At 48.2% G+C, this 14,821-nt stretch carries 18 protein-coding genes; 12 read left to right on the top strand and 6 right to left on the bottom strand.

Annotated elements, in window-relative coordinates; all coding sequences use genetic code 11:
- Nucleotides 1–36 precede the first annotated feature (36 nt).
- The 11 genes from EHO61_RS05975 (at nucleotide 37) to EHO61_RS05925 (ending at nucleotide 8,749) form a co-directional block, all read left to right on the top strand.
- Nucleotides 37–900 carry a helix-turn-helix domain-containing protein gene (locus EHO61_RS05975; RefSeq protein ID WP_135812722.1) on the top strand — a complete coding sequence of 288 codons (864 nt, stop codon included), beginning with the start codon at nucleotides 37–39 and terminating at the stop codon, nucleotides 898–900.
- Between the two features lie 92 nt (nucleotides 901–992).
- Nucleotides 993–1,439, top strand: a complete 447-nt coding sequence (locus tag EHO61_RS05970; protein WP_135812721.1) for a DoxX family protein — start codon at nucleotides 993–995, stop codon at nucleotides 1,437–1,439.
- A 189-nt stretch (nucleotides 1,440–1,628) separates the two neighbouring features.
- Nucleotides 1,629–1,997, top strand: coding sequence for an ArsR/SmtB family transcription factor (locus tag EHO61_RS05965; protein ID WP_135812720.1), 369 nt, complete (start codon nucleotides 1,629–1,631; stop codon nucleotides 1,995–1,997).
- A gap of 19 nt (nucleotides 1,998–2,016) precedes the next feature.
- Nucleotides 2,017–2,394 (top strand): DoxX family protein, encoded by a 378-nt coding sequence (locus tag EHO61_RS05960; protein WP_135812881.1) that lies wholly within the window; start codon nucleotides 2,017–2,019, stop codon nucleotides 2,392–2,394.
- A gap of 27 nt (nucleotides 2,395–2,421) precedes the next feature.
- Entirely contained in the window at nucleotides 2,422–2,895 is a 474-nt protein-coding gene (locus EHO61_RS05955; RefSeq protein ID WP_135812719.1) for an SRPBCC family protein, read from the top strand.
- 92 nt (nucleotides 2,896–2,987) lie between these two features.
- Entirely contained in the window at nucleotides 2,988–3,527 is a 540-nt protein-coding gene (locus EHO61_RS05950) for an SRPBCC family protein (protein ID WP_210415307.1), read from the top strand.
- 62 nt (nucleotides 3,528–3,589) lie between these two features.
- Nucleotides 3,590–4,153 carry a dihydrofolate reductase family protein gene (locus tag EHO61_RS05945; RefSeq protein ID WP_135812718.1) on the top strand — a complete coding sequence of 188 codons (564 nt, stop codon included), beginning with the start codon at nucleotides 3,590–3,592 and terminating at the stop codon, nucleotides 4,151–4,153.
- Between the two features lies 1 nt (nucleotide 4,154).
- The gene (locus EHO61_RS05940; protein ID WP_135812717.1) at nucleotides 4,155–5,720 is read left to right on the top strand and encodes an MFS transporter; all 1,566 of its coding nucleotides are present in this window, start codon (nucleotides 4,155–4,157) and stop codon (nucleotides 5,718–5,720) included.
- Nucleotides 5,721–5,755: 35 nt separating this feature from the next.
- Nucleotides 5,756–6,592 carry a hypothetical protein gene (locus EHO61_RS05935; RefSeq protein ID WP_135812716.1) on the top strand — a complete coding sequence of 279 codons (837 nt, stop codon included), beginning with the start codon at nucleotides 5,756–5,758 and terminating at the stop codon, nucleotides 6,590–6,592.
- An 18-nt stretch (nucleotides 6,593–6,610) separates the two neighbouring features.
- Nucleotides 6,611–8,167: an NAD(P)/FAD-dependent oxidoreductase gene (locus EHO61_RS05930; protein ID WP_135812715.1), complete on the top strand. Its 1,557-nt coding sequence runs from the start codon at nucleotides 6,611–6,613 to the stop codon at nucleotides 8,165–8,167.
- A gap of 321 nt (nucleotides 8,168–8,488) precedes the next feature.
- Nucleotides 8,489–8,749, top strand: coding sequence for an RNA recognition motif domain-containing protein (locus EHO61_RS05925; RefSeq protein ID WP_010409572.1), 261 nt, complete (start codon nucleotides 8,489–8,491; stop codon nucleotides 8,747–8,749).
- 144 nt (nucleotides 8,750–8,893) lie between these two features.
- Here the strand turns inward: EHO61_RS05925 and EHO61_RS05920 are convergent, their stop codons facing one another.
- The 3 genes from EHO61_RS05920 to EHO61_RS05910 form a co-directional block, all read right to left on the bottom strand.
- The gene (locus EHO61_RS05920) at nucleotides 8,894–9,325 is read right to left on the bottom strand and encodes an LB_289 family protein (protein WP_342776052.1); all 432 of its coding nucleotides are present in this window, start codon (nucleotides 9,323–9,325) and stop codon (nucleotides 8,894–8,896) included.
- A 198-nt stretch (nucleotides 9,326–9,523) separates the two neighbouring features.
- Nucleotides 9,524–9,952, bottom strand: coding sequence for a thioesterase family protein (locus EHO61_RS05915; RefSeq protein ID WP_135812713.1), 429 nt, complete (start codon nucleotides 9,950–9,952; stop codon nucleotides 9,524–9,526).
- A 35-nt stretch (nucleotides 9,953–9,987) separates the two neighbouring features.
- On the bottom strand, nucleotides 9,988–10,707 hold the full coding sequence (locus tag EHO61_RS05910; RefSeq protein ID WP_167884815.1) for a YIP1 family protein: 720 nt from the start codon (nucleotides 10,705–10,707) through the stop codon (nucleotides 9,988–9,990).
- Between the two features lie 141 nt (nucleotides 10,708–10,848).
- On the opposite strand from EHO61_RS05910, the gene EHO61_RS05905 reads away from it, so the two are divergent.
- Entirely contained in the window at nucleotides 10,849–11,748 is a 900-nt protein-coding gene (locus EHO61_RS05905; protein ID WP_135812711.1) for a glycerophosphodiester phosphodiesterase, read from the top strand.
- On the opposite strand, the gene EHO61_RS05900 is transcribed toward EHO61_RS05905, so the two are convergent.
- The 3 genes from EHO61_RS05900 to EHO61_RS05890 all read right to left on the bottom strand — a co-directional run bounded on the left by EHO61_RS05900 (nucleotide 11,737) and on the right by EHO61_RS05890 (nucleotide 14,797).
- Nucleotides 11,737–13,311 carry an FMN-binding glutamate synthase family protein gene (locus EHO61_RS05900; protein ID WP_135812710.1) on the bottom strand — a complete coding sequence of 525 codons (1,575 nt, stop codon included), beginning with the start codon at nucleotides 13,309–13,311 and terminating at the stop codon, nucleotides 11,737–11,739. The two genes, EHO61_RS05905 and EHO61_RS05900, sit on opposite strands and share 12 nt — an antisense overlap.
- A 112-nt stretch (nucleotides 13,312–13,423) precedes the next feature.
- Entirely contained in the window at nucleotides 13,424–14,221 is a 798-nt protein-coding gene (locus EHO61_RS05895) for a UDP-2,3-diacylglucosamine diphosphatase (RefSeq protein WP_135812709.1), read from the bottom strand.
- Between the two features lie 183 nt (nucleotides 14,222–14,404).
- Nucleotides 14,405–14,797, bottom strand: a complete 393-nt coding sequence (locus EHO61_RS05890; RefSeq protein ID WP_135812708.1) for a DoxX family protein — start codon at nucleotides 14,795–14,797, stop codon at nucleotides 14,405–14,407.
- Nucleotides 14,798–14,821: the final 24 nt, after the last annotated feature.

Here is a 14,821-nt window from a genome sequence, read left to right as displayed (position 1 = left end):
ATTTACGTTTCCGCGTCGGAATTCTAAAAAACACGTATGGTCGAGCGGGAAATTTCCATTCCTTCTTTTTCACTATCGGAGATAGAAAGGGTTCCCGAGTCCGTATTTTACGCAGGCAAATTGGAGGAGCTCCCTCCTACGTTCCGGGAATATTCCAGCTCTCATAGACACAATTATTTTGCGGTTTTCTTTTTTCTGAAAGGAGAGGGAACCCACACCATAGACTTTACGGAGTTCAAAATCCGTAAACATTCGGTATTCTTTTTAAAGCCGGGGCAAGTGCATTCCTGGAATTTCATCGGCCGGATCGAAGGGTATGCCCTAAAAGTCTCCTCGGATTTTTACGCACAGAGCGGCTTTCGATCCGCTCTTCGAGACTTTCCTTTCTTTCGATACGGATCCACGGTTTCGGGAATCGTACCTAAGAATATCGAATCCATAAAGTCGGATTTCGAAAGATTGGTCTCCTCTAGAAAAACCGAGGAGGATCCCAGAGTCCTAAACGCGATCTCCCAATTGATCTTCTTGCAATTGGAAAAGGAGTACGCCGACGTATCGAATCTATCCTCTCAAGACTCCAAAGTCGCGGAGTTTCAGCGGATGCTGGATGAATACTTTCTACAAAAAAGAAACACCGCATTTTACGCGAGGGCCCTCGGACTTTCTCCCGCGCTTCTCAATAAACAATGCAAGTCCGTCCTAGGACAATCCGCAAAATCCCTGGTTCATGACAGAATCATGCTGGAGATCAAGAGACTCCTGCTTCACAGCGACTTGAGTCTTTCCGAGATATGCAGGGACTTGGATTTTTCCGATTCCGCATATTTCAGTCGCTACGTAAAGATCCGATCCGGATTGACTCCCGTGGAAATTCGGAACCGAGTACGAAAAGTGCAATAGAAGAATCGATCCGTCCATTTACGAAAACCCCGCTTGCGTGTTACACTCGTTTTCGTAAAGGCGAGGGAAATCGCCTTTTACAGGAGAATGGAATGATCGAAAAATTGCTTTTTACGGAGGCGAACTTCGCTTATACGATTGCGAGGATTACGCTTGGAGCGGTGATGCTTCCCCACGGTCTGCAGAAGTTGTTCGGGTGGTTCGGAGGCCACGGCTTTTCCGCTACGGTGAACTTCTTTTCTTCCCAAGGAATTCCGAGCCCGGTTTCCGTGCTGGTGATTCTTGCCGAATCTTTCGGCGCCTTAGGACTTCTCCTCGGTTTCGGAACTCGAGTTTCTGCCCTGGGGATCGGCCTTGTCATGATCGGCGCCGCGATCTACCAAAGGCAGAACGGATTTTTTATGAATTGGTTCGGTTCCCAGACGGGAGAAGGATTCGAATACCATCTGCTTGCTATTGGAATTTCGGCTCTTCTATTTCTCGCCGGAGGAGGAGCCTGGGCTTTGGATTCCGTACTTTTGAAAAGAATCCTGCCCTAGATTTCCTACCTGGAATGGCCTCTCCGGGTAAAGTCCCGGTGGGGTCACCTCTGATTCTGCCAATTTGTCCAGGGTTTCCGAGATTTTCTTCCGAATTCCGGAATTCTCAGAAAAAGCCGAACCCTTTTCTTTTTTCCATTGACAAAAAGTCTGAGTACTTATTATTTTACCAGTTGGTTAATTAACTATATGGTTTCATCTGCGGTACAGGAAGATCGGTTGAGCATTACCTTTGCCGCACTTGCGGACCCGACTCGCAGGCAAATTTTGTCCACCTTGCAAGGGGGGGAGGCTTCCGTGAAGGAACTCGCGGAACCTTTCGATATGAGTCTGCCGGCGATCACCAAGCATCTAAAAGTATTGGAAAAAGCGGGACTGATTTCGAGAGGTCGGGAAGCGCAGTGGCGTCCGGCAAAATTGGAAGTAGCCCCCTTAAAAGAAGTATCCGATTGGATCGATCGCTACCGCAAGATTTGGGAAGAGCGATTCGATCGTTTGGAAGAATATTTAAAGGAGTTACAACAGAATGGGCACGACGACACAAGAAGCCGGTCATAATCCGGCAAAAACCAAAATCATGATTCGGAGTATCGCGTATTGGGTTACCACCGTTCTTACCGCCGCGAGTTTTTGCTCGGGAGGGATCATTTATATAAGCGGAAGTCCTGAGGTCGCTGCGGGAATGCAACAATTAGGATTTCCTCCTTATTTTCCGATGATCCTAGGTCCGTGGAAGTTGCTTGGCGGAATCGTAATATTGCTTCCTAGGTTGGCTCTTTTGAAAGAATGGGCCTACGCGGGAATGTTGTTCAACCTCACGGCCGCTAGCGCCGCGAACGCGTTTGCGGGAAATGCCGCCTGGCATATCATAACTCCTCTCGTGGTTCTGCTCTTGGTCGCCGTTTCCTGGGCGCTTCGTCCCGAAAGCAAAAGACTTGCAGGCACTTCGATATAAGACCGCTTTGAAAAGGAGAAATCGGATATGGAAAAAGAATTAGAGTCGAACACCGCTGACCGCGAAATCTCCACTACGAGAATCTTCGATGCGCCCCGGGAATTGGTTTGGGAAGCCTGGACGAATCCGAAACACATCGTACATTGGTGGGGGCCGAACGGTTTTACAAATACGATAGATAGCATGGAAGTGAAACCGGGAGGAATCTGGAAATTCATCATGCACGGCCCCGACGGAACGGATTATCCGAATCAGATCGTTTATTCCGAAGTAGTTAAACCGAGTCGTCTCGTCTATACCCACGGCACCGGCGAAGCGGATTATCCGGGAGAGTTCCGGGTGACCGTACTCTTTACGGAAAAGAACGGAAAGACGGAACTTTTCATGAGGTCTGTCTTCAAAACAGCGGAAGCGCGCAACGAAGTGGTCGAGAAGTACGGAGCGACGGAAGGTCTGAACCAAACGCTTACGAAACTTGCGGATTATCTGCCTAAGATGTAAGAAACGCGTCGAATACGACCGGCGAGGATTCTTTCCGTCGGCCGTCCTGAATATTTTTATAAATCGAATCCTCGGATTCGTAGGGAAAAACAATGTTTCGGTTAAAATCGATTTTAAAGGGAATCGGACTCTTAGTCCTGGTCCTCTTATTGGGAGTGATCGGATTTGCGGCTACTAAGCCGGACCATTTCCGTATCGAAAGGTCGATCGAGATCCAAACCTCCGCGGAAAAAGTATATTCCGTACTGACGGATCTGCGCCAAGGGTCCACATGGTCTCCGTTTGAAAAGGATCCTGGAATGCAAAGGAAATTCAGCGGATCCGAAACAGGAAAAGGAGCGATCTACGAGTGGGAAGGCAAGGAAGCCGGAGTAGGAAGGATGGAAATCACGGAAACGGTCCCTTTTTCCAAGATCGTGCTCAAACTGGACTTCCTAAAACCGTTCGAAGCGCATGACATCGTGGAATACACCATCGCCTCCGACGGAAAGACTGCACGACTCACCTGGGCCATGTACGGTGCCAATCACTATTTCTCGAAAGTAATGTCGGTGTTCTGCGATGTAGACAAGCTGGTCGGTTCGGAATTCGAAACCGGATTGGCAAATCTCAAACGTATTCTGGAAAAATGATACTATATGTTCCGATGCACCCGTTCGGTCGCCAAAATCAAAGACAGGAGAGACGTACTAAGATGAGAAAAATCGTTTTTCAAATGCTAACCACTTTGGACGGTTATTATGCCGGATCGAACGGGGAAATCGACTGGCACCGTGTGGACGATTCGTTTAACGAATACGCGATCGATTTTCTGGATCGAGTGGACACTCTGGTGTTCGGTCGTCTTACCTACGAGCTTATGGCGGGGTATTGGCCCACCGCCGTGGCGTCGGAACGGGATCCTGCCGTTGCGGAAAGAATGAACGGTTTGGATAAAATCGTCTGCTCGAGAACGCTGAAAAAAGCGGATTGGAAAAATACCAGATTGATTCGCGAAAACGTGGAAGGGGAATTTTCGGTTCTGAAGAAAACGTCCGGAAAGGATATCGCGATTTTCGGCAGTTCCAATCTAGGCGCCTACTTGGCGGAACACGGATTGATCGACGAATACAGGATTATGATCAATCCGCTGTTTTTAGGAAGAGGGAAGCCGCTTTTCGAGGGACTTTCCACTAGACTAGAACTCGAACTTTTCGATTGGAAACGTTTCGATTCGGGACTCGTTTCCCTTTTTTACAGACCGAGAAAGGACATTTAAAATGAATTCGAACGTTAGTCCGCGCGCCGGTAGCAAGGAATGGATCGGCCTGGCGGTAATCGCTTTACCGTGTTTATTATACGCCATGGATCTGACGGTGCTTTATTTGGCGATTCCCCAACTTGCGGCGGAACTGAAACCTTCCAGCTCTCAGATGCTATGGATCGTGGATATCTACGGATTCTTGGTGGCCGGATTTTTAATTACCATGGGAACCCTAGGGGATCGTATCGGTAGACGAAAGTTATTGCTCATGGGCGCCGCTGCGTTCGGAGTCGCATCCGTATTCGCGGCCTTTTCCAAGAGTGCGGAGATGCTCATTGCGACCCGTGCCCTGCTTGGGATCACCGCAGCGACCCTGGCGCCTTCCACACTTTCCCTGATACGGAACATGTTTTTGGATGCGAATGAACGTACCTTCGCCATCGGCATCTGGGGAACCAGTTTTTCGATCGGAGGAGCCATAGGTCCGCTCGTAGGGGGCATGTTGCTGGAACATTTTTGGTGGGGTTCCGTCTTTCTTTTGAGCGTTCCGGTGATGGTCTTACTTCTGTTGGTAGGACCGAAATTATTACCTGAATTCAAGGATCCGAATGCGGGAAGATTGGATTTTACAAGCGCACTTCTTTCCCTTTTGGGTGTTCTCTCCGTAATCTACGGACTGAAAAAAATTTCCGAAGAGGGCCTCGGTAAGGTTCCTCTCGCGTTCATTTTCGCAGGTATCTTCGTGGGATTCCTATTCGTAAGAAGGCAAAAGACTCTTTCCGATCCTCTTTTGGATCTGGAGCTATTCAAAATCCCCGCTTTTTCGGGAGCCCTGGTCGCAAACACCATGGTCATCTTCGTGGCATTGGGCAGTTTTTTGTTCGTCACACAGTATCTTCAATTGATTTTGGGATTGTCTCCTTTGGAGGCGGGGCTTTGGACTCTTCCGGGAGCGGTGGGAAATGTGGTGGGATCCTTGACGGTTCCGATTTTGGTCAGACGCATCAGACGTCTCTACGTTGTGATCGGCGGCTGCGTACTCTGTATCTTGGGATTTTTTCTCTACTTCCAGATCGAGGGTGGTTCCGGACTCGTATATATTTTTCTCGGCGCCTTATGCTTGTCGATCGGGATCTGCTGCGTGGTCATCTTAGGAACGGATATCATCGTAGGCGCCGCTCCTCCGGAAAGGGCGGGGGCGGCGGCGTCTATTTCGGAGACCGGAGCGGAGTTCGGCGGAGTTATGGGAATCGCAGTCTTAGGCAGCATCGGGACCGCAGTTTATAAAAATCGAATGAAGGAAATTTCCTTGGACGGTACGGACCCCCATTCCCTCGAAGCCGCTAAGAGCACTCTCGGAGCGGCGGTAGCGATCGCCAAGGATTTACCGGAACAACTCGGCAACGCGTTAACGGAAGCGGCTCGTCTGGCGTTTCTGGATTCTATGCGGCTTGTAATACTGATCTGCGCCGGGATCTCGACCGTACTTGCGGTCGGAGCCTTATTCATCCTCAAAAATCCTAAAAAAGCGGAAGACATTTCGGGTGTTCCGAGGGAAGAAACTGCGGAAATGGTTGAATGAATCGAACTGCATGGTAGGAAGAGTCAATCCGACTCATGAAAAATCTTTTAAGACAATTCCTGCCGCCGATTCTAGTCAACTCGGCCGCTTTTCTCCTTCGCTCGATTCGGAACCGATCCGGTTCGACGTTTTCGAATCTGGACGAAGAAAGCATTATCCGTAAGTATCTGGAAGCGCTCGGCATCAAAGAGCGTTTCTGCGTGGATATCGCGGCTTCGGACGGTATTACCATGTCCAATACACTGTTTCTGTTTCGTCAGGGCTGGAACGGGATCGCGGTGGAGTACGACGCGATCAAATTTTCCAAGCTTGCCGGTTTGTACGCCTCTTTTCCCGATTGCTATTTGATCAAAACGAAGGTTACCCCGGACAACGTGATCGCGGTATTAGAAGCAGGATTTTGCCCGGAAAAGTTCGCCTTTCTGAATTTCGATATAGACAGCTACGATTTCTTCGTCCTGGAAAAACTTCTTTCCAAATATAGGCCTTCTTTGGTCTGTCTGGAAATCAACGAGAAAATTCCGCCTCCCATCTCGTTTTCCGTTCTTTACGACGCGGACCATTATTGGAAAGAGGATCACTTTTACGGCCAAAGCATTTCCCAAGCGGAGATCCTTTGCAAAAAATTCTCGTACGACATAGTGGAATTACATTATAATAATCTATTTATCGTTCCCCGCGAGATCAATACCGCAAAGGCTCTTTCCGTCGAGGACGCCTACGACGTCGGCTATAGAAATAAACCGGATCGGAAGAGCAAATTTCCGTGGAACGAGGATATGGAAGCGCTACTCACGATGCAAAAAAAGGAAGGGATCGAATTTTTGCGGGAAAAATTCAAATCCTATTCCGGCAAATTCCTGCTGAACTGATCCGAGCAGGGAAATAAAATGATCCAAGAACTCCATCTTCGGGTATCTCCCGAGATCGCAGGGCAAGAAGAGGAACTAAAGAAATACGTTTCTAAGTCCGCCGGGATTTCGATACGCGAGCTCCGTCATGTGGAGATTTTGAACCGTTCGATCGACGCAAGACAAAGGAATGTACTGTTCGATTTAAGAGTTCTGGCTTTTATCGAGGAGGAGTTCCTGGAAATTCCGGTGCGGTTGCCGGAGTATCCGAACGTAAAAGACTCGGAGGAAGTGCTCGTTGTCGGAGCAGGCCCTGCCGGATTGTTTGCAGCACTGGAACTTATACAAAACGGTCTGAAACCTGTGATTCTGGAAAGGGGAAAGGACGTTTCCCGTAGACCTTTGGATTTGCGACAGATTAACGCGCACCATACGGTGGACGAAGATTCCAACTATTGTTTCGGAGAAGGCGGCGCCGGAACTTATTCCGACGGAAAATTATACACGAGATCCAAGAAAAGAGGTAATGTAAGAAGAATCCTGGAATTGCTAGTGGGTTTCGGTGCTTCCAAGGAAATACTCGTTGAGGCCCATCCGCATATAGGAACGAACAAGTTACCTAAGATCGTCCGTAAAATCCGCGAAACGATTCTGGAAAGGGGAGGTGAGGTTCATTTCGACCAACGGGTCACGGACATCCTACTGGAGGGGAATTCGATCCGAGGAGTTCTTACAAAGCGGGGGGATCGCTTCAATGCGGAACGGTTGATCTTGGCTACGGGACATTCCGCCAGAGACATATTCGAATTATTGCATGCAAAAGGAATCCAAATCCAGGCAAAACCTCTTGCCTTAGGAGTCAGGGTGGAACACCGGCAGTCCCTAATCGATTCCATCCAGTACCGCTGCGGAGAAAGAGGTCCGTATCTGCCGCCTTCCCCCTATAGCATCGTAAAGCAGGTAGAGGGCAGAGGAGTGTATTCTTTTTGCATGTGCCCCGGCGGAGTCATAGCGGCTTGTGCCACGAAACAGGAGGAAATCGTTACGAACGGCTGGTCTTCTTCCAAAAGAGCCAGGCCCACTGCAAATTCCGGTGTCGTGGTGGAGCTACAGCTCCAAGATTTTAAACCCTATGCCAAATTCGGTCCTCTCGCCGGGATGGAATTCCAAAAAGAACTGGAAAAACGAGCCTGGATTGAAGGGGGAAGAACCCAAACCGCACCCGCCCAGAGACTCGTGGATTTTGTGGACGGCAAAATGTCGGAAAGCCTTCCCAAGACTTCTTATGCACCTGGAATAAAATCCGTGGAATTGGGTTCCGTTCTGCCGGGATTTATATACGGACTTCTTCGCGCCGGATTTCGCGAATTCGACAAATCTATGAAGGGATATCTGACCAACGATGCTGTGGTTCACGCACCGGAAACCAGAACCTCTTCCCCCGTTCAGATTCCGAGAGATCCCGAAACCCTTGAGCATGTGAAGATCAAAGGATTGTATCCGTGCGGAGAAGGGGCCGGCTATGCCGGCGGAATCGTGTCCGCGGCCATGGACGGAATCCGGTGCGCCGGCGCGATCGCCAAAACCAAACGGTGATTTCTTTCGGAACCGATTCAGGAAGGGCGATTATTACGATTCCAAACTTATAAGCTCGAACAATTTCTTATGCTTGCATGTTCTCGAATATGATTTTATAGTGGCTTTATTGCAGGTTCGCTGATCTTTATAACCGCACATGTCATAGTAGTAGATCCATCTCTTTTGGACCTAAGTTTCCCAGAAAGTCAGGAAGTTCCGGTAGCAAAAGACGGTGGATACCCGCTCGAATCGCTTCCTCGACCTTTAGGTTGTTTTCAGGAATCGACAATTACCATTTGCGAAGTCCCGGCTGCCTAAAATGAAACTATCGAGGAAAGCATGCAAAATCGCAAACTTTTTGTTGGAAATCTCAACTACTCTGTAGGGCATTCGGAAATTAACGAATTGTTCTCTAATTATGGCGAAGTTGCTTTCGTTAAAATCATCGAAGGCAAAGGTTTCGGCTTTGTAGAGATGGCAAACGAACAACAGGCAGAAAACGCCAAAAACAGTCTGAACGGAACTGAGTTTAAAGGCAGAACGCTGAACGTAGACGTTGCAAAACCGCAAACGTTCAACAATAGACCCAAAAGACATTAATCCTCGAAGCGAATTCGCTTCGCCGGTAAAACGAATTAGGACAAGGTAAGGGGCGAAAACTGCTTCCCTATCTTGTCCTTTCTATTTCAATTTTTAGATGAAACCGATCCGTCCCCAGCGTTAGAAGACGGATCAAAATGAGGGTTAAACCCCCACTTCTTCCGTAGACTCTGCGTCTTCTTCCTCTTCGAATGAGAGGAGTTCCAGCAATTCCTGGTAGGCCCGTTCTTTTTCCACGACTCCGGTTTTCTTGATCGCTTTTCTCAAAACGTCGTCCCACTTTTTCTGAGGAATGACAGCTTGCATATCTTCCAATACCTCTAATATCGCAATATCATCCTTGGTATTGAAAATCTCCGTAGCGTCGTGGCGAAACAACCCGGACAACTGTTCGATGAAGTCTCCAATGCTGCTTCCTTTGGAACGTCTCTGCAGGGTTTCTGTTTTTTTTTGCGCTTTGCGGAGATCTCTTTCTCGTCTCTCCAACTCGGTCCGTTTCATAGAAGAACCCTCTCTTTCCGGCTGTACTTGCCATTCTTTCCAGAAGGCCTGCCAGGCAAAGAAAAAACCGTGAATCGATGTTTGGGAAGCGCAGGCCTATTCCCGTTCGGGGTACCTTTTAGCCCTTAGAGGAGGGGTTTTTTTGCCGGTTGAAAATCCTCTCGCCCTTCTTTTTCTCTTTTTTGACTCGTTTCCCGAGAACTTCCGAACTCCGAGCCTATGACTATTAGACGAAGGCTTGGTAGGAAAAAGTTTCCTCCTTGTAAGATCGGCTTAAAACCAGCTTTTAAAGGTTTGCGGGACTTCCGTGACTTTTCGAGTCGAGTAGTCCATAAAGACTAGTCCCGTTTTGGCTTCGCAAATTACTTTCCCCGAGATCGGTCCGTCGGTATGAACCATACGATAGTATAGGTCGCAACCTTTGGAACTGAAATCGTCCGCTCCGATTTCCACGCGAACCTCGTCTCCGAAAAACGCCTCTGCCTTATAAACCACTACCAGGTCCGTAAGAATGATTCCGGATCCTTCCACATCCAATTCGTTCGTTCCCTTTTCCCGAAAAAGTCTGGCCCTTGCCTCGTGCAATAGGGAAACCACTCTGTCGTGAGCCAGGTGAGCGGCGAAGTTCGTATCGTAGATTCTGATCCTAAGGGAGGTGGACCAGGAAAGTTTTTCGGGCAGTTGCAGTTGGACTCGCGCCATATTCGGCTCCTTTTTGAATTCGAGGATTTTTATTTTTAGTTCGAATGACCTTTTTCCCTTCTCGCTTTTTCCAATCTTTCGATGACTTCTTTCGCTTCCTGGATTTTTTCCTTTTCCTCTTCGGGTGTCATGGGTTTGGGATAGGAAGGTCGGAACAGGTCTTGGGAGACTCCTCCATTCATCCAGAAAAAGAACAAAAGGGAAACCGAACCGACGGCCAGGCTGCTGATAAGCGAATTCCTACGTTCGCATTTCAATCCGTAATAAAGGACGTTCAGAAGTAGATAGCTGGAATAGAGGAAAAAAAGGATCAAAACGGTGAAACGGAACCATCCGGCCGGAAGCACAAGATAGAGTAAGGAACAGAGCGGGACAAGAAAAGCCAATCTGGACAAGAAAGTGACGCTTTTTCGTGCATCTGTCAGTCCCCGGGAATATTTCGGAATCCAATAGAGAAGAATTCCTCCGATCAGTAAAAAGCATCCGGAATAGAGTGCGGAGTACGTCGCTTCCCAAAAAACGGAGGGGAAAAGAACTCTCAAAAGAAAATCCAGAACGGAGCCTCCGAAGGCCAGAAAAACGGCCGCAGATTGCAAAGAGAAAAGCCCGCTAAAGAAAGAACCGATTAGGAAAAAGAAAAAAACCCTTCGGAAAGAGACTAGAAAATTCGGATCCGTACCCGCGTCTCGGAACGCGGAACTAGGCGAGCGTAATACGATTAAGACTTCTCGAATGTGGCCGGCCAGAATTGTCATCATTATGATGGCGCAAAGTTTGTTACGAAATGAAAAAAAGGCAAGCGATTCTCCTGAAAACTTCTTTTCCGAAAGCCGAACGGAGTTAGAAAGGTCCTTGTCGTTTTGATAACACCGCTTTCCGCGGAAGGAGCGATCCACATGTCCTCGACTAGATTCCGGATGCGCGGCCGAAATTCCCTTTTTCTCGGCGTCTTTTTCGTATTTCTACTTTTCGGAACAAATTGTGTTCCTCATTCTCCGCGCACGGATCTCGTGCGGAAAGAGTTTCCGCAGTCCGTACTGATTCTAGGACACAGAGGTGCCAGAGCCTTGGCTCCGGAAAACACCCTTTCCGGATTTCGCTTAGCGATGAAATACGGACACGGCTTCGAGTTGGACACCATGCTTTGTAAGACCGGAGAATTGGTCGTTATACACGATTATAATCTGGATCGTGTGACGAACGGAAAAGGGAAGGTTAAGGACACGTCTTTAACGGACATCAAACGGCTGGATGCGGGAAGTCATTTCGCTCCCGAATACAAGGGGGAAGAGGTTCCGACTCTGGAGGAAGTGTTAAACGAATTCGGCGGAAAATCGGTGATAGACATCGAGATCAAATCCGAAGATTCGGGCGATCCCGCGAAACAGGTGGCGGACGCCGTTATAGACCTTCTCACGAAAAAGAAATTTCCGAAATACGTCTTCGTCTCCTCTTTTAATCCCTTCGTGTTGGAACGGATTAAGGAAAAGAAACCGGAAATCCTGAGAGGACAAATTTACGCTACGTTCAAGGATTCCCAGATGCCCTATTACAAGAAAGTGGCATTGAGAAATCTCTTACTGAACGACAAAGCTGTTCCGGATATATTGGCTCCGGAACAGCTGATGGTGGACGAGGAATACGTGAAAAAATACCATTCCCTAGGATATAAAATCTATCCCTGGACGGTCAACGACCCCTCCGATATGAGGAGACTCCTCAAGGACGGGGTCGACGGAATCATTACCGATCGTCCGGACCTTCTTTCCCAAATCCTGAAAGAATCAGGCAGATGATTTTTCCGGAATAAAACTGGTGTAATCCATCATCGTAGTAAAACGGACCGGTTCGCGTTCGTATTCCAATACTTCGGAAAGCGTTCGGAAACGGTTCAGTCCGGCACCTATTTCTATGTCCGTACCGGTAAATTGAAGAGGGTGCTCGTATCCGCAGGCGTGTGCGACCGCAAGTAATTCCTTCCGGAATCCTTTAATATAACTTGCGGCTCGCTCGGCCTTGAGATTCACGTCTAGCCCTGCTTGCAACCATTTACTTTGAGTTGCGACTCCGGCAGGGCAATGACCCGTATGGCATTTCTGGGCTTGGATGCAACCTATGGACATCATGGATTCCCTGGCTACATTGATCAAGTCGCACCCCATCGCGAAAGCCACGATGGCTCTATCAGGAAAACCTAATTTTCCGCTCCCGATCCAAACGATTCCGTCCGCGATCCCCGCATTCTGAAAAATGCGATACACCCTGGCGAATCCCACTTTAAAAGGTAAAGATACATGGTCGGTAAACGTTAAGGGCGCGGCTCCCGTGCCGCCTTCTCCGCCATCTATGGTAATGAAGTCGGGGCCTTTTCCGCCGGATTTCATTCTTTCCGCCAACTCCTCCCAAAATTTGGACTCTCCTACCGCGCTCTTGATGCCCACGGGAAGGCCGGTTTCTGCCGCTATCCTTTCTATAAAATCCACAAGACCTTTTACGTCCGTAAATTCGGAATGTGCGTTAGGCGAAATGCAATCCTGTCCCACTCGAATTCCTCGGATTTTAGCGATCTCGGCTGTGACTTTGGCGCCGGGTAAGATTCCTCCTTTCCCCGGTTTTGCGCCCTGGGACAATTTGATCTCTATGGCTCTAACGTACGGATTTTCCGAAAGACGTTCCAGGAACTTGTCCATGGAAAACTTCCCTTTTTCATCTCTAGCGCCGAAATATCCCGTTCCCAATTGCCACACCACGTCCGCTCCGAAGGCGTGATACGGAGAAAGACCCCCTTCTCCCGTATTCTGATAACAACGAGCGAGTTTTGCTCCTCGATTGAGTGCGGATACCGCTCTTTCCCCCAAAGATCCGTACGACATGGCGGATATGTTGATTATGGAAGAAGGACGATAGGGTTTTTTTCTACCGTGGGATTCCCCCATGACTTTCAAGGACGGGATCATGGAAGGATCTCCGTTTAGAAATTTGGCCTGACCTTCCGGAAAAGGAAACGCGGAATGCTTTATGATCGGATAGCCCGCGTCGTATAACAATTCGGTGGTTCCGAAACCGAAATTATTGTTCTGCTTCTTCGAGGTCGCGTAAACCCAGGATCGTTCGGCGCGATTAAAAGGCATCTCCTCCTTATCGTTGGCGACCCAATACTGTCTCAACTCGGGACCGATCATCTCGAACAGATAACGGATATGGCCCACGATGGGAAAGTTGTGTTTTATCGTGTGTTTTCTTTGAAGCAGATCGTGGATGAAAACCGAGATCAGAAAAATAGCGCTGACGCCGAACCAGAATAACCAAGGGTGATTGTCTATAATCCTAAGAGTTGCGAAGAGTTGTTCTTCCGACATGGGCGAAAGTATACATACAAGGAAAGATTTTGCAATTTCCTTTCATCCACGAACGGGAATTTCTGCTTCAAACGGTCCTACGAAAAATTCGAATTTGCCGGGCGACTTTCGATCAGACTTTTAATCGAAATTCCTTTTTGAATTCTTTTCTAGCGGTCATTCTGATCCCGATGAATTTGCGCAGATCCTGGATTACGAACGTGTTGCTTTTCACCCAATCTCCGGTATTAATGATGTTCATTTTCGGCAGACAGAGAAAGTCGTGCGTGTGTCCCGAAATCAGCACTTTTTTGCCTTGGTGTGCGAATTTTGCCAGCTTCTGGTAATAGGCGAGAGTTTCTTCGGCGGTCGTCGGGTCTTGTCTATTCAAGTGTTTGTGATAAAAATTCTCGGAGAATCGGAAGATTCCCGGAAACAAGGAAGCGAAGACGTGTAAGATTCTTAATATGAATATGGACCCGATCCAGGTAAATTTGTTGTATTGTCCCTGGTGGCCGTGCAACGCGATCAAGACATCGTCCTCCGCTTTTTCACAGATGATCCAGTCCCTTGCCCGCAGATAGCTTTCCACTCTGGGAGACAATCTCATCAAATAGGAAGTCGTATCATGGTTTCCTACGATGTAGTATTTCCTTCCCTTACCGCTGGAAAGGCGGTCCAAACGATCGAATAATTTGTTGAATCTTTTCTTTCCCTTTATTCTGGTCAACCTTCTGTCCGCGCTGAAAAACCAACTTTCGATGATGTCTCCGACCAGATAGAGATTATGAAACTTGATCTCCTTCCGGTCCAAATGATCGAGTAGCTGGAAAAGCTCTTTATGCTTATGCGATTTGATCTTTTTGTTCAGCAGATAATGAACGTCGGAAACGAAGAATCCGTCGTATATTTTTCCTCGTGGGAATTTCATCAGATGAAGCGGCCTTATTCCATAAGATCCGACGGATTGGAAATGTCAACGGAATCGGCCGTTTGTAAGGGGAAGTTTCGATCGAATTTGGGATAAAAATACGTTACGATCCGCAGACCTTCCCAGAAAGAGGGAATCTCCCAAGCTCGAAATTTCGATCTAAGAGAGATTCCGATCCGAAGTTTAGGGAGCGGGACGACTGTCCCATTCTATACTCAGAATGATCGTGCAGGAGGCAAGGGTAAACAAGGCCAACCCGAAGAGCAAGCCTCCGTCGTTGTGGACGACGATGCCTATAAAAAGAAGGTGGGAAAAGACCGCGCCTACCATCAGGAAGAATCCTCCGATCGCTCCGATGAATCTTAGGGGTGGGATCAGGAGTAAAACGGCTATGAGAAATTCGAATGTTCCCGTCCAGATCCTTCCCCAAGGTTCCATTCCCATGGTAGAGAAAATTTCTACGGACTCGTCCGCTCCGGTGAACTTGAAAAAAAGGGTCTGTAGAAAGATAATCGAAGATAGTATCGACAATACGGTTGAGATCCGATGCTTAAGCTGTTCCGACAGGGATAACATGTATAAAGCTCCTTTTCAACATTT

Source organism: Leptospira fluminis, from assembly GCF_004771275.1.
Lineage (GTDB): Bacteria > Spirochaetota > Leptospiria > Leptospirales > Leptospiraceae > Leptospira_B > Leptospira_B fluminis.
Note: the sequence above shows the minus strand (reverse complement) of the source record. Positions and strands in the feature narration are given on the sequence as shown.